The sequence below is a fragment of the Streptomyces sp. NPDC054783 genome (assembly GCF_053611725.1).
The window spans coordinates 422,018-447,210 of the sequence record NZ_JBSHAY010000004.1 but is presented as its reverse complement, the minus strand read 5'-3'; the positions used below and the strand labels follow the sequence as shown (position 1 = coordinate 447,210).

The following is a 25,193-nucleotide window of genomic DNA, read 5'->3' as shown; positions in this document are numbered from 1 at the left end:
AGATCGCCGCCGGGCCGGCGGGCTTCGTGACAGGCTGGCGCCATGCGTGCGGCCCGGCTCATCAAGATGGTGCTCCTGCTGCAGTCCCGGCCGTCCATGACCGCCGCCGAACTCGCCCGGGAGCTGGAGGTGTCGGAGCGGACGGTCACCCGGGACGCGCAGGCGCTGTCGGAGGCGGGCGTGCCGGTGTACGCGGACCGGGGCCGGGCCGGCGGCTACCGGCTGGTCGGCGGATACCGGACGCGGCTGACGGGGCTGGCCAGGAGCGAGGCGGAGGCGCTGTTCCTGAGCGGGGTGCCGGGGGCGCTGCGGGAGATGGGGCTGGAGGACGCCGCCTCCGCGGCCCGGCTGAAGGTGTCCGCGGCGCTGCTGCCCTCGCTGCGGGACGCCCCGGACAGCGCCGCCCAGCGGTTCCATCTGGACGCGCCGGCCTGGTTCCGGGAGCCGGAGACGCCCGCGCTGCTGCCGGCGGTCGCGCAGGCGGTGTGGGACGACCACCGCGTCCTCGCCCGCTACCGGCGCGGCGAGAGTGAGGTGGAGCGGGTGCTGGAGCCGTACGGGCTCGTGCTCAAGGCGGGCGTCTGGTACCTGTGCGCGCGGGTGGCCGGCGCCGGTTCGTTCCGGACCTACCGGATCGACCGGTTCGACGCCGTGGAACCCCTGCAGGAACGCTTCACCCGTGATCCGGAGTTCGATCTGCCCGGTCACTGGGCCGAGCAGGCCGAGCGGTTCGCGCGCTCGATCCTGCACGCCGAGGTCGTCGTACGGCTGTCCCCGGAGGGGGCGCGGATGCTGCGGTACGCCGTCGATCCCTTGGCGGCGCGCGAGGCGCTGAACGGGCCGCCCGAGCCGGACGGGGCCGGCTGGGTCACGGTGACGCTGCGGGTGGAGTCCGAGGAGGTGGCGCACGGACAACTGACGGCGCTGGGTGCGGAGGCGGAGGTGCTGGCCCCGAAGGCTCTGCGGGAGCGGTTCGCACGGGACGCGGCGCGGCTGGCCGCGCTGTACGGCGATCCGCGCCCCCGGGGCCGTACGAACGCCGGATCGGACGCCGGATAACGATCCGCCGCACTCCGGCGTACTCCGCGTGCGCCCCACCGGTGGAGGCCCGATGCTGGTGGCGTGATGGACGAGACGGAGTTCTGGGAGCTGATCGACGCCGCCCGCGAGACCGCCGAGGGTGACCCCGAGGAACAGGCCGACGTGCTCGTGGACCGGCTGCTCCAGCTGGACCCCGAGCTGATTCTGGACTTCGCCCGTCACTTCGAGGCCCGCTACAACCGCGCCTACCGCTGGGACCTGTGGGGCGCGGCCTGGGTACTGCTGGACGGGGCCAGCGACGACGCGTTCGACTTCTTCCGGTGCTGGCTGATCGGCCAGGGCCGGGAGGTCTACGAGGGCGCCCTGCACGATCCCGACTCGCTGGCGGAACTGCTGGGGGAGTTCGACGAGGAGATCGACGGCGACGGCGAGGAACTGGGCTACGCGGCTGACGAGGCCTATGAGCAGCTGACCGGCACCGTCGCGCCCGACCTGGGCATCGCCCCGGCGCCCGCCGAACCGGAGGGCTCGCCGGTGGACTTCGAGAACGAGCGGGCGCTCGCCGTCCGCTTCCCGCGGCTGTGGGACCGCTTCCGGGAGTAGCCTGGCCCGGCTCAGCCGGCCGTGCGCCTGCGGGTGCTGTCGGCCGGCAGGTGGACCTGGATCTGATCGGCCCGCACCGCGTGGTGCAGCGGCGCGGCGTTGGCCTGGTCGAGGGCGGACGCGGTGGCCGCGGCCGGGCCCAGGACGACGGTCGCGACCGCGCAGAGCACCGTCCAGGGGCCGCGCGCGGTCCAAGTCCCCCTCGCCCGCTCCGTGGTCCCGGCCGTGCCCTCGACCGTGCTCTCGTCCGTGGACTTCGCCCGGACACGACTGCTGTTCATGATCCCCACCTCCGGTCGGCTGGTGATGTGCACGACCGTAGGGCGCGGGGCTCGGAGCGGGCTGCGTGGTGCCTAGGGGATTGCTGTGAGCCGTGCCGTGGCGGTCCGGCCCTGCAGGCGCGCGGCCTTCTCCCTGATCGCGGGGAGGCGGGCGGTGAGGGCGGCGCCGGGGCAGCTGGTCATGAACCCGGCCTGGTGGCCGGCCAGCGCGGGCAGGGTGGCGGTGGTGCCCTGCTTGTAGCGGCTGAGGCTGTTGCTGGAGACCAGGCGGACGCTCGCGCGCGGGTCGATGCCGGCCAGGCCCAGCTTCCAGGCGGCCAGGGCGGCGATCGCGTCCGTCATGGCCCGGGGCACGGGGACGCCGGCGGTGAAGGTGCCGAGGGCGGCTATGCCGGCCGTGCGGTGGTTGAAGCCCTGGGTGTGGGCGCCGGTGACGGCCCGGTCGGTGCCTCCGGCGCGGCCTTCGTAGATGGTGCCGCAGCGGTCGACGATGAAGTTGTAGCCGATGTCGTCCCAGTTCCGGACGCCGGTCTGGCCGGCGTACAGGCGGCGGATGATCTCCGGCGCGTCGGCGCAGTTGTAGTCGCTCGGCGAGTCGGTGTGGTGCAGGAAGACGGCCACCACCTTGTCGTCGTAGCGCGGCGGCGGCTGGACGCGCCCGGCGGTGCCCAGCCAGACGGAGCGGGCCACGATGTGCGGCCGGGGGGCGTGGTGGGTGACCGGCGTGCGGAGCGGGACGGACCGGTCGAGGCCCGCCGCGGCGGGGCGCCCGGCGCCGCCGGCGCTCAGGGCGAGCACGAGGACGGACACCAGCCCGGGCAGACAGCCGAGCAGCACCGGCAGGGCGCCGGGTATCCGCCGGGCTCCCAGGCGGCGTGGCTCCGGCGTGCCCGCCCACTCCGGCGTCTCCAGCAGACCGGGCGTGTCCGGCGGACCCTGCGTGTCCAGGGTGTGCGGCGGCCCGGGCGGGTCCGGCGGCTTCGGCATGCCCGCTGTCCCCGGTGTCGCCGGCCCCGCGGACACCTCCGGTGTCCTTCCCGCCTCCGGCGTCCGCCTGCTCGGCGTCGGTGGGAACCCGGACTCCTCCGTGGTCCTCAGGTCTCTCGGAGTCTGCGGGGTCTCGTCAGCGCTCCGGCGTCTCAGGCGTCTCGTTTGTCTCATGGGTCTCGGTCTCAGGCGTCTCATGGATATCAGGAGCCTCAGGTGTGGTCTCAGGAGTTCCAGCAGTCCCGTGCGCCTCCGGGCCGCGGACGTCCGCCGCTCCCCGGAGTACTCCGGCGTCCCGGCTGCCCCCGACATCCGGGCCGTCTCCGACATACGCTGCATACCGGATGTTTCCCCCGGCTCCGGTGTCCCCGGCAGCTTCGGCTCCGGTGTCCCCGGCCCGCCCAGCGGCTTGCGCCTGCCGAGCGTCTCCAGTCTTTTTCGGACGGCGTGCATGAGCCCACTCTCGGGCGGCCGGGCCGTGCCCGCGATGCGCGCTCTGCCACCTGGCGGAACCATCATCCCGGTCCAGGACGTTTCTGGGGGTACACACATAATGGCCGGTTCGCCGCCCGGTGGCCGTGCCCGTGAGTGGGTGACTGATCACCGGACCCGTCCCGTGCGTACTGAGGGGTCCGAGAGAAAGGCGGCTCCGTGGACCTGCTCGACCTGGTGCTCGTGCTGGTGATCCTCGTCTACGCGGCGTCCGGTTACCGGCGCGGGCTGGTGGCCGGCTGTGTCTCACTGGCCGGGTTCGTCGGCGGTGCCGTCGTCGGTGTGTGGGTGCTGCCCTGGGTGACCGGCCTGGTGGAGCGCGGCACGGCGCAGGCGACGGCGCTCGCGGTGGTGACGGTCCTGGTGCCCGCGGTGGTGGGGCACGAGCTGGCGGGCCGGCTGGCGCTGCGCCTGCGCGGGGAGCTGGACCGGGGCCCGCTGCGGGTGCTGGACGGGCTCGGGGGCGCGGCGGCGAACTCGGTGGCGGTGCTGATCGTGGCCTGGGTGGTGGCCAGCGTGCTGGGCGCGGCCCCGTCACAGACGCTGAACGCGGCGATACGGAACTCGACGCTGCTGGGCGCGGTGCAGGACGCGATGCCGGACACCACGCCCGCGTGGTTCTCGCGGGCCACTTCGGCGCTGACCGAGGCGGGTTTCCCGCAGGTCTTCAACCCGTTCGAGAACGAGTCGACGGCAAGGGTGGCCCGGCCCTCCGGTGACAGCGTCACCCCGGCCGCGACGAGCGCCGCGAAGCTGAGCACGGTGAAGATCGAGGGCGCCTCGGGCAACGAGGGCCGCGAGGGCAGCGGTTTCGTCTACTCCGCGCAGCACGTGATGACCAACGCGCACGTGGTGGCGGGCATCGACCACCCGAGCGTGCGGGTCGGCGGCGTGGGGCGGTCGTATCTGGCCCGGGTGGTGCTCTTCGACCCCGACCGGGACGTGGCGGTGCTCTATGTGCCCGGGCTGAGCGCCCCGGTGCTGCGCTTCGACACCAGCGCGACGCGCGGGGACTCGGCCGTGGTCGCGGGCTATCCGCAGGACGGCGGGCTGAACCTGCAGGCGGCGACGGTGGCGAGCCGGGTGCGGGCGACCGGGCAGAACATCTACAACGACGCCGCGGTCACCCGGGACATCTACTCGATCCGCTCCACGGTCCGGCCGGGCAACTCCGGCGGCCCGCTGCTGACCACGGCCGGCAAGGTGTTCGGGGTGGTCTTCGCGCGCTCCACCTCGGACGCCGAGACGGGGTACGCGCTCACGGCGTCCGAGGTGACGGGCGACGCCCAGCGCGCGGCCACGGCGACGGTGTCGGTGGACACCGGCCAGTTGGTCAGCTCGTAGGCCGGCAGCCGGGTCGGCCGGCCGGCTCCCGGCGGTCAGACGCGCCGGCCCATGAGCACGTCGTCGACGTAGGCACCGTCGAGGTAGAACTCCTCCGGCTGCACTCCCTCGACGGCGAACCCCTCGGACTCGTACAGCGCGCGGGCCGGGGCGTTGTGCCCGAGCACGCGCAGGCTCAGCCGCCGTGCCCCGCGCCCGCGCGCCTCCTCGACGGCGGCCCGGATCAGCGCGCGCCCGACGCCCTGCCCGCGGGCGTCGTCGGCCACGGCCAGGCCCTGGATCTGCAGGACGTGCGCGTTGGAGGCGAGCCGGGTCGGGCGGGCGATGCGGACGTAGCCGAGGACCTGCCCGTCGGCCTCGGCGACCAGGTAGTCCTCCGGCAGGTGGCGCTCGTCGAGGAACGGCCCCTCCGGCGGGGGCGCCACGGCGTGCAGGGTGGACCAGGCGGCCCGGTCGAGGGCGGCCAGTTGCTCCTCGTCGGCGGGCACGGCGATGCGTATGTACGGCTCCGGCATGACGATCACCCTACGGCGGCCCGCCGGAGCACCTCACGGGGTTTTCGTGCGGGCATGCTGGGGCCATGGAACGTATGCGCATCGCGGTGGCCGGCGCGTCCGGGCTCATCGGCAGCGCCCTGGTGCGGTCCCTGACCGCGGACGGGCACGAGGTGGTACGACTGGTGCGGCGGGCGGCCGTGGGCCCGTACGAGGTCTGCTGGGACCCCGAGGGCCAGTACGTGGACGCGGCCGGGCTGACCGGCTGTGCCGCGGTGGTGAACCTGGCCGGGGCGGGCATCGGTGACCGGCGCTGGACGCCGTCGTACAAGCGGCTGTTGCGGGACAGCCGGGTGCTGGGGACGGCCGCGCTGGCGGAGGCGGTGGCCGCGCTGCCCGAGCCGCCGCGGGTCTTCGTCAGCGGCAGCGCGATCGGCGTCTACGGCGACACCGGCGACCGGGCGGTGGACGAGGACGCCCCGCCGGGCGACGGCTTCCTGCCCTCGCTGTGCGTGGAGTGGGAGGAGGCCGCGGCGCCCGCGCAGGAGGCGGGCGTGCGGACGGTGTTCGCGCGCACGGGCCTGGTGGTGGCGCGCGGCGGAGGGGCCTGGGGGCGGCTGTTCCCGCTGTTCCGGGCGGGGCTCGGGGGGAGGCTGGGCGACGGGCGGCAGTACTGGTCGTACATCGCGCTGCACGACGAGGTCGCCGCGATCCGGCATCTCATCGACGACGACACCCTCTCCGGGCCGTTCAACCTGACGGCCCCGCAGCCGCTGACGAACCGTGAGATCACGGCGGCGATGGCCCGCGTGCTGCACCGCCCCGCCCCCTTCGCGGTCCCGGCGCCGGTGCTGCGGGCGGTGCTGGGCGAAATGGCGGGGGATGTGCTGGGCAGCCAACGGGTGGTGCCCAAGCGGCTGTTGGAGTCGGGGTTCCGGTTCGCGTTCCCGGGGATCGAGGAGGCGATCCGTTCCGCGGGGTGAGTCGGGCGCCTGCAACACCGGCGAACGAACGTGACCGTATGCGACCTCTATGCGACCGTGCCCTGTTGATGCGCGACTGTTCGTGACCGATCGCGGACCTAACCTCGAGGCGAACTCGGGTATCCCTGGAGCCAGTTGGGGGCATGACGTCTCCACCGGCCGCGCAACCACAGGAGGGGCCTCGTGCTTGAGCCCGCGTACCAGGTGGACGTCGTCATCGTGGGAGCCGGCATCGCCGGACTCTCGGCGGCTCATCGGCTGACCAGCGCAGGAATCTCGACCGCAGTCCTGGAGGCCGCTCCCTGCGTCGGCGGCCGCATGTCGACGGAGAAGGTCGACGGCTTCCGGCTCGACCGCATCGGACAGCTGCTGTCCACGTCCTACCCCGAACTCCGCACGACCCCGGGCCTGGACTCCGTGGTCCTGCGCACCTTCGCGCCGGGCGTCCTGCTGCACCGCGACGGACGCACCCACCGCGCGGGCGCACCGGCGGCCGGAGGGAGCACACGGGGCGCAAGGGGCGCACTCCATGTGGTGCGCGCCCTCGCCAGCGCCCCCAGGGGACCGGCGGCCGCCCCGGGCCGGGCCGGCGCGCCGGTGGGCGGCGCGGTCGACCAGGCCCGGCTCGGCGCCGCGCTGGGGCGGATAGCCGCCACCCCGGTGGAGCGCATCCTGGCCCGCCCGGAGATGCCCGCCCGCCAGGCCCTCGCCCAGCGCGGGATGCCGCCGCGCACGGTCGACGGCTTCCTGCGGCCGCTGCTCGCCACCCTGCTGTGCGACCCGGAGCTGACCACCTCCAGCCGGTGCGCCGACCTCGCGCTGCGCGCCTTCGCGAGCGGCCGGCTGTGCGTGCCGGAGGGCGGCGCGGACGTACTGCCGGAACTGCTGGCGCGGGCGCTGCCGCCGGGCACCGTGCACACCGGGGTGCGGGTCACCTCGGTGTCCACGACCTCGGTGGCCACCGCCGAGCACGGCGAGATCCGCTGCCGGGCGGTGCTGCTGGCGACCGACGCGCGGGCGGCGGCGGAGCTGCTGCCGGGCCTCAGGGTGCCGGACTTCCACCCGGTGACGGTGGTCCACCACACCACCGACGACCCGGCGACGGCCTTCTCCACCGGCACCTCGCTGCTGCTGGACGCCGACCGCGGCGGGCCGGTGGCGCACACGGCGGTGCTCAGCACCGTGGACCCGAGCCGGGCGCCGGTCGGCCGGGTGCTGATCTCCTCGACCGTGCTCGGCACACCGCCGGAAGGGATCGACACCGCCGTCCGCATCCACCTCTCCCGCCTCTACGGCACCTCGACGCGCCGCTGGGAGACGCTGGCGGTGCACCACACCCCGGAGGCGGTCCCGGCCATGCGCCCACCCCACGACCTGCGCCGCCCGGTACGCCTGCTGGCCGGCCTCTACGTCTGCGGCGACCATCGCGACACCAGCACGCTCCAGGGCGCCCTGCACTCCGCCCACCGCGCGGCAGCGGCGATCCTGGCCGACCTGGGCGCGGGGGGTTCCCTGAACCGGGCCGACCCGGCACCGACGTTGCCGCGAGCGGCATAGAGGATTGCGGCGAGCCCTGCTCAGCGCGCCCTCATCCCAACGCCGCGACCTTCTCGCGATACCCCCGCACCGGTGCCGCATCCCGATACGGCTCCAGTCGCCGCTCGAAGTCCCGCACGTACTCGATGGCGCGAGCGGACCGCATCTCCGCCGCCTGGCCGGCGGCCTCGGCGGCCAGGGCGCAGGCCTGGTCGAGTTCGCCGAGGCCGAGGCGGGCCGTGGCGAGGACGACGCGACAGAAGAGCCGGCTGCGGACGTAGGACGGCGCACGGAGCTGGAGGGAGCGTTCGGCGTGCTGGGCGGAGGCCCGGAACTGCTGCAGATCCCGGTGGCAGTGCCCGAACTCGTCGGCGAGCTGCGCCTCGTCGAAGAACTTGGCCCAGTACGGCACCTCGTCCCCGGGCCGGGCCGCCTCCAGGGCGCGCTCGGCCCGCACGAGCGCCGCCGTGCACGCCCGCACCTCGCCGAGCACGCCGTGCGCCCTCGCCTCGGAGGCGTGCAGCAGCGCCTGCACGACCGGCGGGCCACCGGTCCCCATGCCCTGCTGGGCGACACGGACGAGTTGTACGGCCTCCCTGCCGTGGCCGAGATAGACGGCCTGCCGGCTCATGGTGACCAGGACGTAGGAACCGTACGCCCGGTCGCCGGCCGCCTGGGCGAGCCGCAGGGCCTGCACGAAGTAGCGCTGGGCGAGTCCGTGCGCGGCGATGTCGTACGAGGTCCAGCCCGCGAGCCGGGTCAGGTCGGCGGCGGCGCCGAACAGCTTGCGGCCGGTCTGCTCGTCGTAGCTGCCGCGGAGCATCGGCTCGCACTCGTGCTCCAGATAGCGCACCAGGGCCTGCCGTGCGTGGCCGCCGCCGTACCGGTCGTCGAGGGTGCGAAACAGCTCGCCGACCGAGCGCAGCGCGTTGATGTCGCCCCCTGTCACCCTCTGGCCGGGGGCGCGGTCGGCGTGTCCGCGCGCCCGGGGTGGCACCGGCAACGGCCGGCCCGGGGGCTTGACCGGGGCGGGACGGACCTGCGCGGGCACCCGGGGTGCCGGCTCGCGGGCCACCTTGTCGTCGGGCTTGCCGATCAGCCAGTCCCGGCTGGGCACCACGAGCCCCGCCGGGGTGAACGCGATCTTGCGCAGCTCGGCGTGGCTGCCGGAGTCCTTGCGCCACAGCCCGCCGACGATGTCGACGGCCTCTTCCGGGGTGGCCGCGAACTCCAGCCCGGCGTACACCGGCGCACAGGCGTCCAGGCCGAGATCCTGGGCCGTGAGCCGGCGCCCGAGCCGGCGTGTGAAGACCTCGGCGATCAGGGCGGGGGTCGTACCCCTGGGCTGTTGTCCGCGCAGCCAGCGGGTGACCGAGGTCTTGTCGTATCTGAGGTCGAGCCCGTGCTCGAGGCCGAGCTGGTCGACGCGACGGGCCAGACCCGCGTTGGAGAACCCCGCTTCTGCGATGAGCGCGGCGAGTTGGCGGTTGGGGGTGCGCTGCGCGGGTCGGTCCGTCATCTGCGGTGCGGTCTCCTGCCTTCCGGGCCTGTCGAAGTGCCCGGTTTGCCTTTGAGCAGCCCTTATGGCCTCATGAACGGCGCGAATGTAGCGGAGGGTGAGCAGGCGATCGCACATTCCACGGGGCATTCATCCGATCGTGTGAGAAACGCCCCCAGGGCTGACGTAAGCCGGTCGGACGTACAGTGGCGTGGGCGCGTTACGTGCCTGACACACCGGTTCGCTGAGGGAGGCCCTTGCCGTGAGTGAGTTGCGGTTCGTTCGCATGGGGTTCGGTGCGGATGCCGTCGAATACCAGGAGGCCTGGGACGAGCAGCGCCGGGTGCACGCGGCCCGGTTCGCCGACGAGGTCCCGGACACCGTGATCCTCCTGGAGCACCCCCCCGTGTACACGGCCGGCCGCCGCACCGAGGACAGCGAGCGTCCGCTGGACGGCACCCCGGTCATCGACGTGGACCGCGGCGGCAAGATCACCTGGCACGGCCCCGGCCAGCTGGTGGGCTACCCGATCCAGAAGCTCCCGCGCCCGGTGGACGTGGTCGCGCACGTACGGCGCCTGGAGGAGGCGCTGATCCGCACCTGCGCCGAGTTCGGTCTGGAGACCACCCGGGTCGAGGGCCGCAGCGGCGTGTGGGTGCTCGGCGACCCGATCGAGCAGCGGCCGGCCTGGGGGTCCTTCCGGCCGGAGGCCGGGGGAGGGCTGTCCCTGGACTTCGACCCGCGGATGAGCGACCCGGAGTTCGACCCCCGGCTCAACGGCCCCGAGTACGCCCCGTCCAACGCGGGCCAGCGGCGCGAGGACCGCAAGATCGCCGCGATCGGCATCCGGGTCGCCAAGGGCGTCACGATGCATGGCTTCGCCCTCAACGTGAACCCCGACAACAAGTGGTTCGACCGGATCATCCCGTGCGGGATCCGGGACGCGGGGGTCGCCTCCCTCGCGGCCGAGCTGGACCGGGACATCACCATCGAGGAGGTCCTGCCGGTGGCCGAGAAGCACCTGCGGGACGTCCTGGAGAACGCGGACCTGAAGCCGCGGCTGATCGAGAAGGCGTCCGCCTGAGCCGACCGGACCTGGGGGAATGCCCCCTGCGACCGCGAGGTTGATCTCCCCGGTAGGGCGCAATGAGCACGGGCGTACCCTGGTGTACGCCGAAGAATCGAAGTCACAGGGAGCCGACGTGTCCGCAGTCTCACCGGACGGACGCAAGATGCTGCGCCTGGAGGTCCGCAACAGCCAGACCCCCATCGAGCGCAAGCCCGAGTGGATCAAGACCCGGGCGAAAATGGGTCCCGAGTACACGAAGATGCAGAACCTCGTGAAGAGCGAGGGCCTGCACACCGTGTGCCAGGAAGCCGGCTGCCCGAACATCTACGAGTGCTGGGAGGACCGCGAGGCGACCTTCCTCATCGGCGGCGACCAGTGCACCCGGCGCTGTGACTTCTGCCAGATCGACACCGGCAAGCCCGAGGCCCTGGACCGCGACGAGCCGCGGCGCGTCGGCGAGTCCGTGGTCACGATGGACCTGAACTACGCCACCATCACCGGCGTCGCCCGCGACGACCTGGAGGACGGCGGCGCCTGGCTGTACGCGGAGACCGTGCGCCAGATCCACGCGCAGACGGCGGACCGAGAGGGCGGCCGGACCAAGGTCGAGCTGCTGGCCCCCGACTTCAACGCGGTCCCCGAGCAGCTGGCGGAGGTCTTCTCCTCCCGCCCCGAGGTCTTCGCGCACAACGTCGAGACGGTCCCGCGGATCTTCAAGCGGATCCGCCCCGGCTTCCGCTACGAGCGCTCCCTGAAGGTCATCACCGAGGCCCGCGACCACGGCCTGGTGACCAAGTCGAACCTGATCCTCGGCATGGGCGAGACCCGCGAGGAGGTCGGCGAGGCACTGCAGCAGCTGCACGACGCCGGCTGCGAGCTGGTCACCATCACCCAGTACCTGCGCCCCTCCGTCCGCCACCACCCCGTCGAGCGCTGGGTGAAGCCGCATGAGTTCGTGGAGCTGAAGGAGGAGGCCGAGCAGATCGGCTTCTCCGGTGTGATGTCGGGTCCGCTGGTGCGGTCGTCGTACCGCGCCGGGCGTCTCTATCAGATGGCCATCGAGAAGCGTGGTTCGTTCGTCGCCACCCAGGCGGTGTGAGCCCGCGCGTGTGAATTCGCGCACAAGTAGCTACTGGCCAGTAATGGCCGAGTCGACGCGGTCCTGACCGTCCTCGCTGATGAGGGCGGGCATCAGGGCCGCGTCAGCGTTTCAGTGCTCTGTATCAAGGCTTCATTGGTGTTTGACCGGTCGGACACGCCCTGGTAACACCAATCAGTGACTCTGGTATCACGCCTCGTACACCGTCCGCTCCGAGGGGGGACCTCGATCATGCAGGCCGCGCCCGTACGCGCCACCGCCATCCCGTCCTTCACCGACGCTCTCCGCGCCGTCGAGTCCCTGCTCATGAGCAGCGGTCAGCGCACCGCCCGGCGCAACGCGTGGACCTCCGTGCTGGAGGACCGCCGGCGCGCCAAGGACCGGGTGGAGGCGCAGCGTGTCCTGGAGCAGGCCGCCGGCCGCTCCTGAGCCCACGGGCCGTGCACCGGGCACTGCCGTCGTCGGCACTCCCGGGGCCACGTAGACTTCGTGACATGGCGAGGAAGGAAACCGCGGCGGACGCCGCGAACGCAGGGCGACTGAAGCAGATCGCTCTCACCTACAAGATGACCCGCAAGGTCGACACGAAGATCGGTCTTGTACTCGGGGCCGTAGGCATCGGCACCCTCGCTGTCTTCCTTGTGATCGGCTTCTTGCTCGGCCACCCGGTTTACCTGGGCATCTTCGGCCTGCTGATCGCGCTGCTGGCGACGGCGATCGTGTTCGGCCGCCGGGCCGAGCGCGCCGCCTTCGGCCAGATGGAGGGTCAGCCGGGCGCCGCGGCCGCCGTGCTGGACAACATCGGCCGGGGCTGGACGACGACTCCGGCGGTGGCGATGAACCGCAGCCAGGACGTGGTGCACCGGGCCGTGGGCAAGGCCGGCATCGTGCTGGTCGCCGAGGGCAACCCGAACCGGGTGAAGAGCCTGCTGGCCGCCGAGAAGAAGAAGATGAGCCGGATCGTCGCAGACGTACCGGTGCACGACGTGATCGTCGGCAACGGCGAGGGCCAGGTCGAGCTGAAGAAGCTGCGTACGACCCTGCTGAAGTTCCCGCGCGTGCTCACCGGTCCCCAGGTGACAGCCACCAACGACCGGCTGCGGGCCCTGGGCGACCTGATGAGCAACATGCCGCTGCCGAAGGGTCCCATGCCCAAGGGCATGCGGATGCCGAAGGGCCGCTGAGCCCCGAGGCGCGGCCTGTCAGCACAGGCGCCGGAACTCCCGCTCGCAGTAGACCATCGGCGAACCCTCGCCCAGCCGTACTCCCGTTACCCGGCCGATCAGGATCGTGTGATCCCCGGCCGGGTAACGTGCGTATGCGGCACAGTTCAGCTGTACGGGCGCCTGCCGCACCGTCGGGCCGAAGGGGCTCGGCTGCAGCAGGGCGTCGGAGAACTTGTCGGCGCCCTTGGTGGCGAACAGCTGGGCCAGCGGCTGGTGCTCCGGGGCCAGCACGCTCACCGCGAAGTGGTCGCACCGCGCGAAGACCGCCGCGGAGTCGGCCGCGTCCGCGAGACACACCAGGACCAGCGGTGGCTCCAGGGAGACGGAGCAGAAGGAGCTCGCCGTGAAGCCGCGCGGGGTGCCGTCCTCGCAGCGGGCGGTCACCACCACCACGCCCGACGGAAAACGCGCCATGGCGTCCCGGAACTCCTCGGGCGTCACCTCGGCCGCCATCAGATCCTGAGCATCGGTCATACGGCGACGATGCGGCCGCCGGTTCGACCGGGCAACCGGGTGGCGGCATCTGGACGATGGCCGGGCGCAGGTGCGGACCCGCGGCCGGGAGCGGTCAGATCCGGACCTCTACGGTCTTCGCCAGCCTGTCGTGCAGCCCGCGGCCGTCCCGGTCCCAGATCAGCGCCGGAATCGCGAGGCACAGCAGCACCGTACGAAGCAGCGACCGCAGCGGACTGACCGTGCCGGTCTCCAGAGCCACCACCCGGATGCCGAAGAGCCGCTTGCCCGGGGTGAAGCCGATCGTGCCCACGGTCAGCACGCTCATGACGAAGAAGACGCCGAGCGCCCAGTTGCTCGTCGCAGGCACCCGGTAGCCGTTCGTGATCAGGCCGTATGCGATCAGAACGCTCAGTGCCCAGTCCACGGCGAGGGCGCCGAGCCGCCGCCCCTGGCGGGCGATCGAGTTCGGTCCCTCCTCGGGGAGGCCGAGCTGCTCGCCCCGGTAGCCGAAGTCCGCACCGGCCTCTTCCATGGCCGCGCGGGGCCCGGAGAGCCACGATCCGAGTGCTTGCCTGTTGTCCACCCGTCAACGGTACTGCGCCCGGATTCGCGCACTGTGCCGAGGGGTGTGTCGGGGCTACCGTGGACGCGTGGCCGGTTAACTTCTGCGAAACAAACGGGTCACGCCCGAGAAATCACCCGTCCCTAGGGTCGAGACCAGCGTGTGCCACCGCACTGGCCGCACGAACGATCTACCACCCCGGCGAGGACGGTCGGGAGTAGGAGGAGCTGGATGTTCCAGAACGCCGACGAGGCCAAGAAGTTCATCGCGGACGAGGACGTCAAGTTCATCGACGTCCGCTTCTGCGACCTGCCGGGCGTGATGCAGCACTTCACGGTGCCGGTCGAGGCGTTCGACCCGGACGACGAGCTCGCCTTCGACGGATCCTCGATCCGCGGCTTCCAGGCCATTCACGAGTCCGACATGGCCCTGCGCGCCGACCTGTCCACCGCCCGTGTGGACCCGTTCCGTCGCGACAAGACCCTCAACATCAACTTCTTCATCCACGACCCGATCACGGGCGAGCAGTACTCCCGTGACCCGCGCAACGTGGCGAAGAAGGCCGAGGCCTACCTCGCGTCGACCGGTATCGCGGACACCGCGTACTTCGGCCCCGAGGCCGAGTTCTACGTCTTCGACTCCGTCCGCTTCGCGACCAGCGCGAACGAGTCCTTCTACCACATCGACTCCGAGGCGGGCGCCTGGAACACCGGTGCCCTCGAGGACAACCGTGGTTACAAGGTCCGCTACAAGGGCGGCTACTTCCCGGTCCCGCCGGTCGACCACTTCGCAGACCTGCGCGCCGAGATCTCCCTGGAGCTGGGCAAGGCCGGCCTGCAGGTCGAGCGCCAGCACCACGAGGTGGGCACCGCCGGCCAGGCGGAGATCAACTACAAGTTCAACACCCTGCTCGCCGCCGCCGACGACCTGCAGCTCTTCAAGTACATCGTGAAGAACGTGGCCTGGCGCAACGGCAAGACCGCGACCTTCATGCCGAAGCCGATCTTCGGTGACAACGGCTCGGGCATGCACGTGCACCAGTCGCTGTGGAGCAACGGCGACCCGCTGTTCTACGACGAGGCCGGTTACGCGGGCCTGTCGGACACCGCCCGCTACTACATCGGCGGCATCCTCAAGCACGCCCCGTCGCTGCTGGCCTTCACCAACCCGACGGTGAACTCGTACCACCGTCTGGTGCCGGGCTTCGAGGCGCCGATCAACCTGGTGTACTCGCAGCGCAACCGCTCCGCGGCCATGCGTATCCCGATCACCGGCTCCAACCCGAAGGCCAAGCGCGTCGAGTTCCGCGCCCCGGACTCCTCCGGCAACCCGTACCTGGCCTTCTCCGCCCTGCTCCTCGCGGGTCTGGACGGCATCAAGAACAAGATCGAGCCGGCCGAGCCGATCGACAAGGACCTGTACGAGCTGGCTCCCGAGGAGCACGCGAACGTCGCCCAGGTCCCGACCTCGCTGCCGGCCGTCCTCGACTCGCTCGAGGCCGACCACGAGTTCCTCCTCCAGGGCGACGTCTTCACGCCGGACCTGATCGAGACGTGGATCGACTTCAAGCGCACCAACGAGATCGCGCCGCTGCAGCTGCGTCCGCACCCGCACGAGTTCGAGCTGTACTTCGACGTGTGATGTCGCCCCAGGTCGGGGCGGGTAACCGCTCCCCTGGGCCGTGTGTGGGCCGTCGGCCGGCTCTCCCAGCGTGGGAGAGCCGGCCGACGGCTTTTCGGCTCCCGCTTCCGGGGCTGGCTCAGGCTGCGTCGTACTGTCGCTCTTGGAATGCCTGGTCGATGGCTTTGCGGGCTCGATCTTGGCTGTTCGGCAGCAGGTGCGTGTAGGTACGCAGCGTGAAGCCGGGGTCCGCGTGCCCGAGGTACTCGGCGAGGGCCTTCACGTTCTCCCCCGCGTCCAGCAGGACCGACGCGTAGTAGCAATGGACTCGATGACGCCCTCGCTCTCCAGGGTCGCCGGCGCTCGCCTGACTGTGGTTCGCGCGATACCGAACTCGGCAGAGGTTGCCGCTTCTGACGGCATCCTGTCGGCGATGACCCCGCTCTGGATGCGCTCCCTCAGAGCCTCGGCAGGGGCACCCCAGCGGCCTGACTCAGGCAAGTGGTAGAACCGCCCCCTCAACCGTCCCCCGGGGATGCTTGGGTTCCATCCCTTGTCGCGACGGAGGTCGCTCTTTCGGATCGCGGTCACGCTGTGTGCGAAGTCGAAGGCAGACCAGGGAGGAGCGGCGGCGCGCAGAGCTGGCTGGGCGGTGGCAATCTGGAGGATGTGGAAGCCGGTCATGGCTTGGCTGGTGTGCGGCAGGTGTGGCAGTCGAGTCATGTGCTGCTGGTGATCCCGATCGTGCTCATCGTGGTGATCACAGCGACGGATCAATTGGTCCCGGCCGACATCCATCTCGGCCCGCTGCTGGTCATCGCTCCTGCGATCACTGCCTCGTTCGCCGGCCCGCGGCTGACCGGGCTGATCGGGTTCCTGGCGGTGGCGGCACAGGCGTACATCGGCTGGCACTTTGGCGTACTGCTCTCGCGCAACGTGCTGGTGCAGATCCTCGCCCTGGCAGCGCTGTCAGCCATGATCGTGTTCGGCTGCGTGGTGCGTGAGCGGAACCGACGCCAACTGGCCCAGGTGCGGTCGGTCGCAGAGGCCGCGCAGCACGTCCTGCTGTGGCCACTGCCGGAGCGGATCGGCGCCCTGCAGATCGCCTGCCTGTACCTGGCCGCCGAGGACGAGGCGCAGATCGGCGGTGACCTCTACGCTGCCACCCGCATCATCGGCGGTGTGCGCATCATGATCGGCGATGTGCGGGGCAAAGGGCTGTCCGCCATCGGCGAGGCCGCCCTCCTGCTCGGAGCCTTCCGCGAAGCCGCCCACCGGCACACCTCCCTGCCGGATCTGGCCGCTTCCCTGGAACAGAGCGTCACCCGCTACCTCGCCGACTTCGAGCCGGCCGAGGAAACCGGCGAACGCTTCGCCACCGCCTTGCTGCTGGAACTCCCCGACGACGACCCCACCACGCGCATCGTCAGCTGTGGGCACCCCCCGCCGCTGGTGCTCAACCCCGGCAGGTCCCTCACCGTCCCCAGCCTGCACCCCGCGCCACCGCTGGGGATCGGCGAGCTGGGACCGGAGGAATACAAGATCGATGTGCTCTCCTTCGAGCCCGGCGACACGCTCCTGCTCTACACCGACGGCGTCATCGAAGCCCGCGACGCCAATGGCGCCTTCTACCCCTTTGAGACACGGGCCGCCCAGTGGAGCGAGGCGAGCCCGGAATCGCTGCTGCACCACGTCCAGCGCGACCTGCTCGCTCACACCCGCGGACGTCTCGGCGACGACGCGGCCCTCGTCGCACTCCGCCGCGAGCCTGATACTCACCGACGCCATCATCACGGACGCGTTATCCACGCGAACACCTTCGGCGCAAGCTCCTGAACTGGACGCACGACGTGGGAGAGGACAGATGGGCGGCCGTTCGTACGGTGTCCGCGAACAGACCGCTGCCCCCCGACAGCGGGCCGCCGGCGTTTCCCGCTCCCTGAAGCCAGGGGCCCGTAGTCAGCGAGGACGGCCGAGATGCGGCGCAAGCAGTGCGCAGATCAACACACGCTCAGCCGGTTGTGGAGTGATCCTGAAGCCGGTCGGACAGTGAAGGCCATGCCGAAAGATCCAGGACAGCAGCCGCAGACGTCCCGTCACGAAACGCCCGAGGAGCGAGCCGACCGTAACCTCGCCGAACTCCTTCAGGAACTGCGCGTCGTCCAGACCGGCGTGCAGATCCTGTTCGCCTTCCTCCTGGGCTGGCGTTCACCAGCCGTTTCCCGCAGCTCGATGCTTTTCAGTGCGACACCTACGTGATCACCCTGCTGCTGACCGTCATCACCTCTGCGGTTCTTGCCACCCCCGTCGCCTTGCACCGCGGCCTCTTCCACCCCGGTGTAAAGCCACGCATCGTTGCCCTGTCTGCCAGGCACGCGCAAATCGGCCTGATCCTTCTGGTGCCGGCGCTCAACGGAGCCGTTCTCCTGCTGATGGACGTCGTACTGGGCGGCCCAGCAGCCATCGCCATCACGACCGTGACCACAGCGACCTTCGCCGACCTGTGGTTCCTGCTGCCCTGGGCCGTCCGACGTATGTGAGCCAGCCAGGAACCTTGGGCGGCCGCTGTCTGCGCCGCGATGTGTGCAAACCTGACAGACGGTGGAGGCTGGCCCAGGCAACCGGACGGTGAGGACGATGCGAGAGGTTTACCACGAGGAGCTGAACTCGATCAGTGAGGGTCTGGTGGAGATGGCACACCTGGTCGGCTCCGCTATCGGCCGGGCCACCACCGCTCTCCTCGACGCCGACCTGAAGCTGGCCGAGGACGTGATCTCAGCGGACGCGGAAGTCGATGACCTCCAGCGTGACCTGGAAGACCGGGCGATCGCACTGCTGGCCAGGCAGCAGCCGGTCGCAACCGACCTGCGGATCGTGGTCACCTCACTGCGGATGAGCGCCGACCTGGAACGGTCGGGAGACCTGGCTCAGCACGTGGCCAAGCTGACCCGGCTGCGGCATCCCGAACACGCGATTCCGCAGGACCTGCGCCGTACGATCCTGGAGATGGGCCAGCTCGCGCAGCGCCTCATGGCACAGGCCGCCGAGGTACTCATCACCCATGACGTCGGGGCGGCACTCCAGCTGGAGAAGGACGACGACCGCATGGACGAGCTGCACCGCACGATCTTCCAGCACCTCATGGACGACCGCTGGCACCACGGCGTCGAGACGGCCGTCGACACCGCGCTCGTCGGCCGCTACTACGAACGCTTCGCTGACCACGCCGTAGCGGTCGCACAGCGCGTGGTCTACCTCGTCACCGGCGAGCACGCGGACGACCTGGCCACCGACCCGCCCGCGACCACCTGACCCCTCCGTGCGGCCAACTGTGACGCTCAGAGTGGCCAACTGAGCTGCTCAGTCACAAAGGAGCGCGCTTCGGGAACTCGGCTGACCAGAGCGTGGGCGCGTCGCACGGCAGCGCTCGCGTGCCCCCAGGCGTCCCCCGGCGGCACCGGTTCCGCAGGAACCCGCAGGTAGCGAGGGTCGGACCGGGCCCGCTGCAAATCTGCCGGCTCAGCCTTCCCAGGTTCGCATCCTGGCGCCGCCACAGGACCGAAAGGGTCCGTGACCAGCCCGAATGCTGGACGCGGACCCGTTTGTCGTTCAGGTGACCGTGGGGTTTCGAGCAGCCGTTGTACTGCTCGGAGGTCTTGAGCGTCAGACAGCGAGGATGTCGTGAGAGCGGCGAGTGGAGGCGTGAGCTGCAGCAAGGCAGGCTGAATACATGCAGGCGCTCCTGCGCTCGTCCCTTCGGCCAGGGGCAGGCGGCCGTGGCCGGCTCCTCTTCGCCCTGATGCAGTGCGTGCCCTTCTTGATCGGGCTGGCCGTGCTGGTCATCGAGCTCACGCCTGCCCACTTCATCTATACCGGCCCCTTTCTCGCCGCGATCCCGGCGTTGGCGGCCGTGACGTTGGGCCCCAAGGGGACCGCCGCGGCAGCTGCTCTCGCGCTTGTAATCAGCGTGACCACGGCTACGTACAACCAGGCGTGGGGCACCTTGCAGGTCTATACCAACTTTCTGGCCTTGGCCCTGGTGACCGTGGCCGGCTTCATCACGAGCAGCGCCATGCAGACGCGCCGGCAGAGAGAGCTCGACCGGGTTCGCCAGATCGCCGTGGCGGCACAGGAGGTCGTGCTACGGCCTGTGCCCGCGCGACTGGGCCCAGTGCGGGCGGCCAGCCTGTGCCTTGCGGCCGGGACGGGCGCACAGGTGGGCGGTGATCTGTACGAGGCCGTGCAGACCCGGTATGGCGTCCGGATGATCGTGGGGGACGTCCGGGGCAAGGGGCTTGTTGCGGTGCGAGCCGTCGCAGTGGCGGCGGGTGCGTTTCGGGAGGCCGTGCATTACGAGGACGACTTGGTGGAGGTGATGAACCACTGTGCGGCTGCGTTGCGACGGGAACTCGCCGTGCCGGGCGCATACGACGAGGTAGTTCTGCTGGAAGGGTTCACTACGGTGCTCATCGCACAGGTGCCGGAGGAACCCGTGGTGCAGCTGGTCAACCGTGGGCATCCGCCGCCGCTGCTGCTGCACCAGGGCAGGGCCAAGATGCTGATGCCGAACTCGCCGTTGCCGCCCGTCGGCATGGAAGACCTCGTCACCGGCCCTCCCCCCAAAGCTGAGAGCTTTGGGTTCCTCCCCGGTGACCGCCTACTGCTGTACACCGACGGCGTGATAGAGGCCCGCAACCGCGACGGCGAATTCTTCGCTCTGCCGGAGGCCATGGAGGGGATACGCCGCAGCACCACCCCGCCCGAGTTCCTGGAACATCTGCACCAGGCATTGGCCCGCCACACCGAGGGCGACCTGGCGGACGATGTGGCGATGCTCCTCGTTGACCGGCTCAACGGCGAACCAGAGCCGCCGCCTCCCGGTGGAGCGGACGTGGGGCAGTGGTCGCCGTGAGCTGCGAATCCGCAGTTCAAGGGTTGCCCGCCGCACGGTCTGTAAGTCCGCCGGCTCCGTCCTGCGAGCTTGACCTCACCCAGAAGCGAGGCCCTCGGCCATAGGAGCGGGGCCGTCTGTGGGCCGTCCCAGGGAGACCAACAACGACCGATGACGCCAGACAACGACGACGTCCGCGCTGGTCAGAGCGACAGTCCCGCCGGTCTACGGAGGTGACCGAGCCAGGTCATCACTTCTTCGACGTGTGACAGACGCCACTGCAAGGCCCCTCGGCTCCCGCCGGGGGGCCTTCCGCGTGTTCCAGGCAGTGGGGCACCGGCCGCTAGGGAACTTTTTCCTGCTTCCCGGACTTCCTACTTCCGGGGGATCATCCCTCCTGACCCTGCCGGACGAGAGAGGTTGAACGGGGATGACGGAACAGGACGACTGGGAGCGGGAATTCGATCACCGCTGGGCGAATTCCGCCGAGCACAAGGAGCCCTCGGCCCGGGCTCGGATGCTCGCCGCGCGCTGGAAGGAGAACCCGCCGAATGCGGCGCCCTTCCGCGCCGACCCGGAACCGGGGCCGCGCCGGGCGTCGTGGGCGTCGACGGCCATGGTCTTCGGCTGTGTGATCGCGGTCATGGTGCTGATCGGGCTGCTGCAGTTCGGCTCGTCGTAGCCGGGCGGCCCCGTACCCGGCGCACGGTGCCCGGGGACGCTCAGCGACAGCCGGCCGACTCACGGGTACGTTTTGCTGCTCCTAGGGACGTTCGGGACCTGTTCATGGGAGTCGGCTGGTGCACACTGGACAGCGGGACGAGTGCCTGACTGCGGGGTGATGCAAGATGCAGAGCCGCTTCCGGAGCGACCGACGGCTGACCGTGCGCATGGGTCTGACGATGTTCCTGCTCGGTCTGCTGTACGTGGGCTTCGTCGCCGCGCTGATCGCGCTGCTGAGGTCCTGGGTGCTGGTCGTCGTGGTGGTCGGGGCGATGTTCGTCGCACAGTTCTGGTTCTCCGACCGGATCGCCATGTTCGCGATGCACGGCCGGGTCGTGGAGCGCGAGGAGTATCCCGAGCTGCACGCGGTGATCGACCGGCTGTGCGCGATCGCGGACATGCCCAAACCGGTGGTCGCGGTGTCCGACATGGACATGCCGAACGCGTTCGCGACCGGCCGTAATCCCGACCACGCCGTGGTCTGTGTGACCACGGGGCTGCTACGGCGGCTGGAGCCGGCCGAGCTGGAGGGCGTGCTGGCGCACGAGCTGTCGCACGTGGCGCACAAGGACGTCGCCGTGATCACGGTCGCGTCCTTCCTCGGTGTGCTGGCGGGCCTGATCGTGCGGTTCGCCTTCTACTCGCAGCTCTTCGGCGGGGGCCGCAGGGACCAGAACACCGCCGCCGTCTTCGCCGCGATCATGGGCGTCTCCGCGGCGGTGTACGCGATCAGCTTCCTGCTGATCCGGGCGCTGTCCCGGTACCGGGAGCTGGCGGCGGACCGCGCGGCCGCGCATCTCACCGGCCGCCCGTCGGCCCTCGCCTCGGCGCTCACCAAGGTCACCGGGGACATCGCCCGGATCCCGAGCAAGGACCTGCGCACCGCCCAGGCCTTCAACGCCTTCTACTTCACCCCGGCGACCGGCAAGGAGCCGGGCATCGAGCGGATCTTCTCCACGCACCCGACCCTGGAGCAGCGACTGGAACAGCTGGGCCGGATCTCGGCGGAGCTGGGCGAGGCCACCACTCCCGGGAAGGCGGGCTGAGCGTTGGGGTTGCTCGACATCCTGCTGGGCCGTACGAAACCGGTCGCGCCCGATCTCGACCAGCTCTTCGCGCTGCCCTCGGCGGCCGTGACCCTGCAGGCCGCGGCCGGTTTCACAGCGACCGGGACCGGCGCGGTGTGCTTCGCCACGGTGGAGGGCGCGGCCTTCGAGCAGACCCACCGGGAGGTGCAGGCGCTGCTGGACGCGGACAGCGACCGCGGCGGACTGCCGGTGGAGCTGCGCCGGGACGGCTACGGCTACTCCTGGCTGGTGTCCGCGCGCAGCCCCGAGCAGCTGCCGGAGCTGGTCAACGACCTGCACGCGGTGAACAGCGCGATGGAGATCAACGGCTTCGGCCCGCAGCTGCTGTGCTCACTGGCCGCCTTCACGGACGACGACGGCCGCAAGCTGGCGCTGGTCTACCTCTACAAGCGGGGCACCTTCTACCCCTTCGCTCCCCTGCCCGGCGCTGCCGAGCGGCGGGACAACGCGCTGGAGCTCCAGGTGAGGGCGGCGCTCGCGAGCGATCTGCGGATCGAGCAGGACCTCGGCCGCTGGTTCCCGGTATGGGGCGCCCCCGGCCTGTGACCGGGGCCGCCCCACGCCCTTACCTGCTCTTCTCACGCTGCTGCCGGCGGGTCTCGAAGGGCCGTTCCCGGCGGTAGCGGCGCTCCCACTTCGCCAGCCGGTCCCGGCGCTCGCGGTAGGCGCGGTAGTTCTCCGGCGTGGGCGGGGTGCCCGCGCCGGCGGGTGGTGGCGTGCCGGGAGAACCACGTCCATGCGTCGCGTACAGGTAGAGCAGCGCGACGGCGGCGAGCCACCACAGATGGTTTCCGATTCCGAGGATCACCAGGACGACGGTCCCGGATGCGACGATGCCACGCATGACGGACCTCCGTGGGGTGAGTGTGGCGGGGGTGGAGTGTGTCGGCTTCGTGCCGTTTGTTCAGCGTAGGGAGGCCGTGGCGGCGACCGCATCCCGTTTTCCGCCCGGCGGGGGGCCGCCGTGAGTGAATGACCCCATGAGCGAACTCTCCGCATTCACTTACGACTTCGACGGCGAACGGCTCAGTGGCGTGGCCGCGGGTCCACCGGGCCGGGCCACGGCGGTGCTGCTGCACGGCGCGGGCAACGGCAGCAAGCAGCGCCTGCTGCCCCTGCTCACGGAGTTCGCCGGGCACGGCTGCCACGCCCTGGCGTTCGACTTCTCGGGCCACGGCGAGAGCACGGGCTCGCTCGCCGAACTGAGCCTGCGCCGACGGTTCGAGCAGGCGGTCGCGGTGCTCGACGCACACGCACCGGCGGACGATCCGCTGGTTCTGGTCGGCTTCAGCATGAGCGGCCAGACGGTCGCCGATCTCGTACGGCACTACGGCCCCCGGGTGGCGGCCGTCGGGCTGTGCTCGCCCGCCGTCTACGCCCCCGAGGCCTGGGACGTGCCGTTCGAGAACCGTCAGGGCCGGTTCAGCGAGATCATCCGCACGCCGGACGGCTGGCGGACCTCGCCCGCGCTGGAGGCGTTCCGGACGTACGGGGGCCGGGCGGTGCTGGCGGTCCCGGGCAGCGACGCGGTCATCCCGCCGGCCGTGACGGAGGCGGTGCAGGACGCTCTGTCCGCACGGGCCCGGTACACCCGCTTCGAACTCCCGGAGGCGGAGCACCGGTTGGGGCTGTGGTTCTGCGACCATGCCGAGGACCGGCGCGAGTTGGTGGCGGCGCTGGTGAGCGGGCTCGACGGAGAGCGGGGCTGGGCGGCGACCCGGGCCTGGACGGCCAAGCAGCTGCCCGAGGGCCGTACCGTCACGGACGCCCGGATGCTCCGGGGCGGCTGGTCGTCGCAGATGCGCGGGCTCACCCTCGACAACGGGGTGGAGCTGGTGCTGCGCACCTTCGTGAAGCCCTTCTTCCGGCGGCACGCGCCCGGGCTGCTGTCCCGGGAGGCCGCGGTCCTCGGACTGCTCGCCGCGGAGGAGGGCGTCCCGGCCCCGGCCCTGGTCGCCGTGGACGCCACGGCCGAGCACTGCGACCACCCCTCCCTGCTGATGACCAGGCTGCCGGGCCGGATCCTGGTGGACGAGGAGGACGGGCAGGGCGGCGGGGCGCTGGACCGGCGGCTCGATCTGCTGGCGGCCCAACTGGTCAGGATCCACGCGGTGGTTCCGCCGGAGCAACCCCGCACCTACCAGGCGTGGACCCCACCCGAGAACGTGCGCACTCCGGCGGGGGAGCTGTGGGAACGCGCCGTGGACGTCATCCGCCGGGACCCGCCGCCGTACCGGGGGCGCTTTCTGCACCGGGACTACCACCCGGGGAACGTGCTCTTCACGGGCACGGGCGAGGACGTGCGGATCAGCGGGGTCGTCGACTGGGTGGAGACCTCCTGGGGTCCGGCCGACCTGGACGTGGCCCACTGCTCGACCGCGCTGGCCCTGCTGCACGGCCCGGAGCACGGGCTGGCCTTCCGGGACCGGTACGAGCGGCGGGGCGGCCACGGCCTCGCCGACGGCCGGGACCATCTGTACTGGCGACTGCTGGACGCCCTCCACTACGCGTCCGGCGCGGAGAAACTGGCCGGACCGTGGCGCGGTCTCGGCCGTACGGACCTGACGTCCGAGGTGCTGGGCGCGCGCACGGAGGGGTATGTGCGCGGACTGCTGGAGCGCTACGGCTGAGCGATCCCGCGGGCCCTGCGGCGCCGGGCGCCCCCTCGCGGGGCAGGGCACCCGGCGCCGGTCCCGGCTGTCAGCGGCTGTAGCGCATGAACGCCCGGACCATGTGGCAGGTGGTGTCGGACGGCGGGCGCATGCCGATCTCCTCCGCCTTGCTGCGGATCTTGTCGTCGCGGGCCTGGGCCGGCAGGTAGATGCCCGAGTCGAGCAGGGCTATGGCGAGGCGCATGGCCTTCAGGCGGCGGTTGTGGGTGACGTACCACTCGCGCGGCCGTCCGGCCGGCAGGGGCCGCTTCGCCACGGGCGCGTACGGCGAGTCGAACAGCACGGGGTGCTGGGCGGTGGACTGGGTGGGCAACGGCTTCGGCTTCAGGGCGGCAGCGGGCACGGGCATCCTCCTGTCGCGGTCAGGGCACCGGCCGGACAGCCCGGCGACACCCTCGAACACTGCTTCCAGTCTACCGCCGGGCACTGACAACGGCGGAGCCCGCGAGTCCGCCAAAGCTCCAGCTCAGCACGGAAATTGTCGTTACGTCACGCCAGTTCCCCAAGAGGCGGGTGAGTCGGCGTCAA

At 71.2% G+C, this 25,193-nt stretch carries 28 protein-coding genes and 1 pseudogene; 19 read left to right on the top strand and 10 right to left on the bottom strand.

The window, feature by feature from the left end; all coding sequences use genetic code 11:
- Positions 1–42: 42 nt before the first annotated feature.
- Positions 43–1,059, top strand: coding sequence for a helix-turn-helix transcriptional regulator (locus tag ACWGJ5_RS11665; RefSeq protein ID WP_453309539.1), 1,017 nt, complete (start codon positions 43–45; stop codon positions 1,057–1,059).
- 66 nt (positions 1,060–1,125) lie between these two features.
- Positions 1,126–1,644, top strand: a complete 519-nt coding sequence (locus ACWGJ5_RS11660; RefSeq protein WP_453309560.1) for a DUF4240 domain-containing protein — start codon at positions 1,126–1,128, stop codon at positions 1,642–1,644.
- A gap of 11 nt (positions 1,645–1,655) precedes the next feature.
- Here the strand turns inward: ACWGJ5_RS11660 and ACWGJ5_RS11655 are convergent, their stop codons facing one another.
- Together ACWGJ5_RS11655 and ACWGJ5_RS11650 are read right to left on the bottom strand one after the other, a co-directional pair.
- Entirely contained in the window at positions 1,656–1,925 is a 270-nt protein-coding gene (locus ACWGJ5_RS11655; protein WP_453309538.1) for a hypothetical protein, read from the bottom strand.
- Positions 1,926–1,997: 72 nt separating this feature from the next.
- Positions 1,998–2,912 (bottom strand): peptidoglycan recognition protein family protein, encoded by a 915-nt coding sequence (locus tag ACWGJ5_RS11650; RefSeq protein ID WP_453309537.1) that lies wholly within the window; start codon positions 2,910–2,912, stop codon positions 1,998–2,000.
- Between the two features lie 651 nt (positions 2,913–3,563).
- Here ACWGJ5_RS11650 and ACWGJ5_RS11645 point away from each other — a divergent pair.
- A complete protein-coding gene (locus ACWGJ5_RS11645) occupies positions 3,564–4,748 on the top strand; it encodes a MarP family serine protease (protein ID WP_453309536.1) in 1,185 nt (394 codons plus the stop codon).
- A gap of 35 nt (positions 4,749–4,783) precedes the next feature.
- Here ACWGJ5_RS11645 and ACWGJ5_RS11640 read toward each other — a convergent pair whose 3' ends face one another.
- Entirely contained in the window at positions 4,784–5,263 is a 480-nt protein-coding gene (locus ACWGJ5_RS11640) for an N-acetyltransferase family protein (RefSeq protein ID WP_453309535.1), read from the bottom strand.
- Between the two features lie 65 nt (positions 5,264–5,328).
- On the opposite strand from ACWGJ5_RS11640, the gene ACWGJ5_RS11635 reads away from it, so the two are divergent.
- Positions 5,329–6,225 (top strand): TIGR01777 family oxidoreductase, encoded by an 897-nt coding sequence (locus tag ACWGJ5_RS11635; RefSeq protein WP_453309534.1) that lies wholly within the window; start codon positions 5,329–5,331, stop codon positions 6,223–6,225.
- Between the two features lie 183 nt (positions 6,226–6,408).
- Positions 6,409–7,782, top strand: coding sequence for an NAD(P)/FAD-dependent oxidoreductase (locus tag ACWGJ5_RS11630; protein WP_453309533.1), 1,374 nt, complete (start codon positions 6,409–6,411; stop codon positions 7,780–7,782).
- A gap of 31 nt (positions 7,783–7,813) precedes the next feature.
- On the opposite strand, the gene ACWGJ5_RS11625 is transcribed toward ACWGJ5_RS11630, so the two are convergent.
- On the bottom strand, positions 7,814–9,280 hold the full coding sequence (locus ACWGJ5_RS11625) for a regulator (RefSeq protein WP_453309532.1): 1,467 nt from the start codon (positions 9,278–9,280) through the stop codon (positions 7,814–7,816).
- 241 nt (positions 9,281–9,521) lie between these two features.
- Between ACWGJ5_RS11625 and lipB the strand changes: the two genes are divergently transcribed.
- The 4 genes from lipB to ACWGJ5_RS11605 all read left to right on the top strand — a co-directional run bounded on the left by lipB (position 9,522) and on the right by ACWGJ5_RS11605 (position 12,611).
- Entirely contained in the window at positions 9,522–10,343 is an 822-nt protein-coding gene (lipB, locus tag ACWGJ5_RS11620) for a lipoyl(octanoyl) transferase LipB (RefSeq protein WP_453309531.1), read from the top strand.
- A 118-nt stretch (positions 10,344–10,461) separates the two neighbouring features.
- A complete protein-coding gene (lipA, locus tag ACWGJ5_RS11615) occupies positions 10,462–11,427 on the top strand; it encodes a lipoyl synthase (RefSeq protein ID WP_453309530.1) in 966 nt (321 codons plus the stop codon).
- A gap of 231 nt (positions 11,428–11,658) precedes the next feature.
- Positions 11,659–11,856: an SCO2195 family GlnR-regulated protein gene (locus ACWGJ5_RS11610; RefSeq protein ID WP_228619840.1), complete on the top strand. Its 198-nt coding sequence runs from the start codon at positions 11,659–11,661 to the stop codon at positions 11,854–11,856.
- Positions 11,857–11,921: 65 nt separating this feature from the next.
- Entirely contained in the window at positions 11,922–12,611 is a 690-nt protein-coding gene (locus ACWGJ5_RS11605) for a DUF4191 domain-containing protein (RefSeq protein WP_453309529.1), read from the top strand.
- A gap of 18 nt (positions 12,612–12,629) precedes the next feature.
- On the opposite strand, the gene ACWGJ5_RS11600 is transcribed toward ACWGJ5_RS11605, so the two are convergent.
- Both ACWGJ5_RS11600 and ACWGJ5_RS11595 read right to left on the bottom strand, forming a co-directional pair.
- A complete protein-coding gene (locus ACWGJ5_RS11600) occupies positions 12,630–13,127 on the bottom strand; it encodes a flavin reductase family protein (protein WP_453309528.1) in 498 nt (165 codons plus the stop codon).
- 94 nt (positions 13,128–13,221) lie between these two features.
- Positions 13,222–13,692, bottom strand: coding sequence for an RDD family protein (locus ACWGJ5_RS11595; RefSeq protein ID WP_453309527.1), 471 nt, complete (start codon positions 13,690–13,692; stop codon positions 13,222–13,224).
- Between the two features lie 210 nt (positions 13,693–13,902).
- Here ACWGJ5_RS11595 and glnA point away from each other — a divergent pair, with 210 nt between their 5' ends.
- A complete protein-coding gene (gene glnA / locus ACWGJ5_RS11590) occupies positions 13,903–15,312 on the top strand; it encodes a type I glutamate--ammonia ligase (RefSeq protein ID WP_228619845.1) in 1,410 nt (469 codons plus the stop codon).
- 118 nt (positions 15,313–15,430) lie between these two features.
- Here glnA and ACWGJ5_RS11585 read toward each other — a convergent pair.
- Together ACWGJ5_RS11585 and ACWGJ5_RS11580 are read right to left on the bottom strand one after the other, a co-directional pair.
- A pseudogene (locus ACWGJ5_RS11585) lies at positions 15,431–15,616 on the bottom strand (site-specific integrase); the annotation flags it as partial.
- A complete protein-coding gene (locus ACWGJ5_RS11580; RefSeq protein ID WP_453309559.1) occupies positions 15,571–15,714 on the bottom strand; it encodes a GntR family transcriptional regulator in 144 nt (47 codons plus the stop codon). The gene ACWGJ5_RS11580 and the pseudogene ACWGJ5_RS11585, both read right to left, overlap by 46 nt.
- A gap of 273 nt (positions 15,715–15,987) precedes the next feature.
- Here ACWGJ5_RS11580 and ACWGJ5_RS11575 point away from each other — a divergent pair, with 273 nt between their 5' ends.
- The 8 genes from ACWGJ5_RS11575 to pspAB all read left to right on the top strand — a co-directional run bounded on the left by ACWGJ5_RS11575 (position 15,988) and on the right by pspAB (position 22,539).
- Positions 15,988–17,127 carry a PP2C family protein-serine/threonine phosphatase gene (locus ACWGJ5_RS11575; protein WP_453309558.1) on the top strand — a complete coding sequence of 380 codons (1,140 nt, stop codon included), beginning with the start codon at positions 15,988–15,990 and terminating at the stop codon, positions 17,125–17,127.
- 141 nt (positions 17,128–17,268) lie between these two features.
- The gene (locus tag ACWGJ5_RS11570) at positions 17,269–17,550 is read left to right on the top strand and encodes a DUF6328 family protein (RefSeq protein WP_453309526.1); all 282 of its coding nucleotides are present in this window, start codon (positions 17,269–17,271) and stop codon (positions 17,548–17,550) included.
- Entirely contained in the window at positions 17,547–17,831 is a 285-nt protein-coding gene (locus ACWGJ5_RS11565) for a DUF6328 family protein (RefSeq protein ID WP_453309525.1), read from the top strand. Before ACWGJ5_RS11570 ends, ACWGJ5_RS11565 begins: the two co-directional genes overlap by 4 nt.
- Before the next feature lie 97 nt (positions 17,832–17,928).
- The gene (gene phoU, locus ACWGJ5_RS11560) at positions 17,929–18,603 is read left to right on the top strand and encodes a phosphate signaling complex protein PhoU (RefSeq protein ID WP_453309524.1); all 675 of its coding nucleotides are present in this window, start codon (positions 17,929–17,931) and stop codon (positions 18,601–18,603) included.
- 418 nt (positions 18,604–19,021) lie between these two features.
- Entirely contained in the window at positions 19,022–20,203 is a 1,182-nt protein-coding gene (locus tag ACWGJ5_RS11555; protein ID WP_453309523.1) for a PP2C family protein-serine/threonine phosphatase, read from the top strand.
- 409 nt (positions 20,204–20,612) lie between these two features.
- The gene (locus ACWGJ5_RS11550) at positions 20,613–20,864 is read left to right on the top strand and encodes an SCO2583/SCO2584 N-terminal domain-containing protein (protein ID WP_453309522.1); all 252 of its coding nucleotides are present in this window, start codon (positions 20,613–20,615) and stop codon (positions 20,862–20,864) included.
- Positions 20,865–21,030: 166 nt separating this feature from the next.
- Positions 21,031–21,951 carry a zinc metalloprotease HtpX gene (htpX, locus tag ACWGJ5_RS11545; protein WP_453309521.1) on the top strand — a complete coding sequence of 307 codons (921 nt, stop codon included), beginning with the start codon at positions 21,031–21,033 and terminating at the stop codon, positions 21,949–21,951.
- Positions 21,952–21,954: 3 nt separating this feature from the next.
- Entirely contained in the window at positions 21,955–22,539 is a 585-nt protein-coding gene (pspAB, locus tag ACWGJ5_RS11540; protein ID WP_453309520.1) for a PspA-associated protein PspAB, read from the top strand.
- A 19-nt stretch (positions 22,540–22,558) separates the two neighbouring features.
- Here the strand turns inward: pspAB and ACWGJ5_RS11535 are convergent, their stop codons facing one another.
- Positions 22,559–22,837: a hypothetical protein gene (locus ACWGJ5_RS11535; RefSeq protein WP_453309519.1), complete on the bottom strand. Its 279-nt coding sequence runs from the start codon at positions 22,835–22,837 to the stop codon at positions 22,559–22,561.
- Between the two features lie 136 nt (positions 22,838–22,973).
- Here ACWGJ5_RS11535 and ACWGJ5_RS11530 point away from each other — a divergent pair, with 136 nt between their 5' ends.
- Positions 22,974–24,623 carry an alpha/beta fold hydrolase gene (locus ACWGJ5_RS11530; protein ID WP_453309518.1) on the top strand — a complete coding sequence of 550 codons (1,650 nt, stop codon included), beginning with the start codon at positions 22,974–22,976 and terminating at the stop codon, positions 24,621–24,623.
- A 70-nt stretch (positions 24,624–24,693) separates the two neighbouring features.
- Here ACWGJ5_RS11530 and ACWGJ5_RS11525 read toward each other — a convergent pair whose 3' ends face one another.
- Positions 24,694–25,008, bottom strand: coding sequence for a hypothetical protein (locus ACWGJ5_RS11525; protein WP_453309517.1), 315 nt, complete (start codon positions 25,006–25,008; stop codon positions 24,694–24,696).
- Positions 25,009–25,193 lie beyond the last annotated feature (185 nt).

Bases quoted from the DNA above. Each gene is read 5' to 3' on its own strand.
- ACWGJ5_RS11580 (WP_453309559.1), bottom strand. From the start codon at position 15,714: ATGCCGTCAGAAGCGGCAACCTCTGCCGAGTTCGGTATCGCGCGAACC.
- ACWGJ5_RS11660 (WP_453309560.1), top strand. From the start codon at position 1,126: ATGGACGAGACGGAGTTCTGGGAGCTGATCGACGCCGCCCGCGAGACC.
- phoU (WP_453309524.1), top strand. From the start codon at position 17,929: ATGCGAGAGGTTTACCACGAGGAGCTGAACTCGATCAGTGAGGGTCTG.
- ACWGJ5_RS11610 (WP_228619840.1), top strand. From the start codon at position 11,659: ATGCAGGCCGCGCCCGTACGCGCCACCGCCATCCCGTCCTTCACCGAC.
- htpX (WP_453309521.1), top strand. From the start codon at position 21,031: ATGCAGAGCCGCTTCCGGAGCGACCGACGGCTGACCGTGCGCATGGGT.
- ACWGJ5_RS11625 (WP_453309532.1), bottom strand. From the start codon at position 9,280: ATGACGGACCGACCCGCGCAGCGCACCCCCAACCGCCAACTCGCCGCG.
- ACWGJ5_RS11550 (WP_453309522.1), top strand. From the start codon at position 20,613: ATGACGGAACAGGACGACTGGGAGCGGGAATTCGATCACCGCTGGGCG.
- ACWGJ5_RS11650 (WP_453309537.1), bottom strand. From the start codon at position 2,912: ATGCCGAAGCCGCCGGACCCGCCCGGGCCGCCGCACACCCTGGACACG.
- ACWGJ5_RS11535 (WP_453309519.1), bottom strand. From the start codon at position 22,837: ATGCGTGGCATCGTCGCATCCGGGACCGTCGTCCTGGTGATCCTCGGA.
- glnA (WP_228619845.1), top strand. From the start codon at position 13,903: ATGTTCCAGAACGCCGACGAGGCCAAGAAGTTCATCGCGGACGAGGAC.
- ACWGJ5_RS11530 (WP_453309518.1), top strand. From the start codon at position 22,974: ATGAGCGAACTCTCCGCATTCACTTACGACTTCGACGGCGAACGGCTC.
- ACWGJ5_RS11665 (WP_453309539.1), top strand. From the start codon at position 43: ATGCGTGCGGCCCGGCTCATCAAGATGGTGCTCCTGCTGCAGTCCCGG.
- ACWGJ5_RS11570 (WP_453309526.1), top strand. From the start codon at position 17,269: ATGCGGCGCAAGCAGTGCGCAGATCAACACACGCTCAGCCGGTTGTGG.
- ACWGJ5_RS11635 (WP_453309534.1), top strand. From the start codon at position 5,329: ATGGAACGTATGCGCATCGCGGTGGCCGGCGCGTCCGGGCTCATCGGC.
- ACWGJ5_RS11600 (WP_453309528.1), bottom strand. From the start codon at position 13,127: ATGACCGATGCTCAGGATCTGATGGCGGCCGAGGTGACGCCCGAGGAG.
- ACWGJ5_RS11605 (WP_453309529.1), top strand. From the start codon at position 11,922: ATGGCGAGGAAGGAAACCGCGGCGGACGCCGCGAACGCAGGGCGACTG.
- ACWGJ5_RS11555 (WP_453309523.1), top strand. From the start codon at position 19,022: ATGCAGGCGCTCCTGCGCTCGTCCCTTCGGCCAGGGGCAGGCGGCCGT.
- ACWGJ5_RS11640 (WP_453309535.1), bottom strand. From the start codon at position 5,263: ATGCCGGAGCCGTACATACGCATCGCCGTGCCCGCCGACGAGGAGCAA.
- ACWGJ5_RS11655 (WP_453309538.1), bottom strand. From the start codon at position 1,925: ATGAACAGCAGTCGTGTCCGGGCGAAGTCCACGGACGAGAGCACGGTC.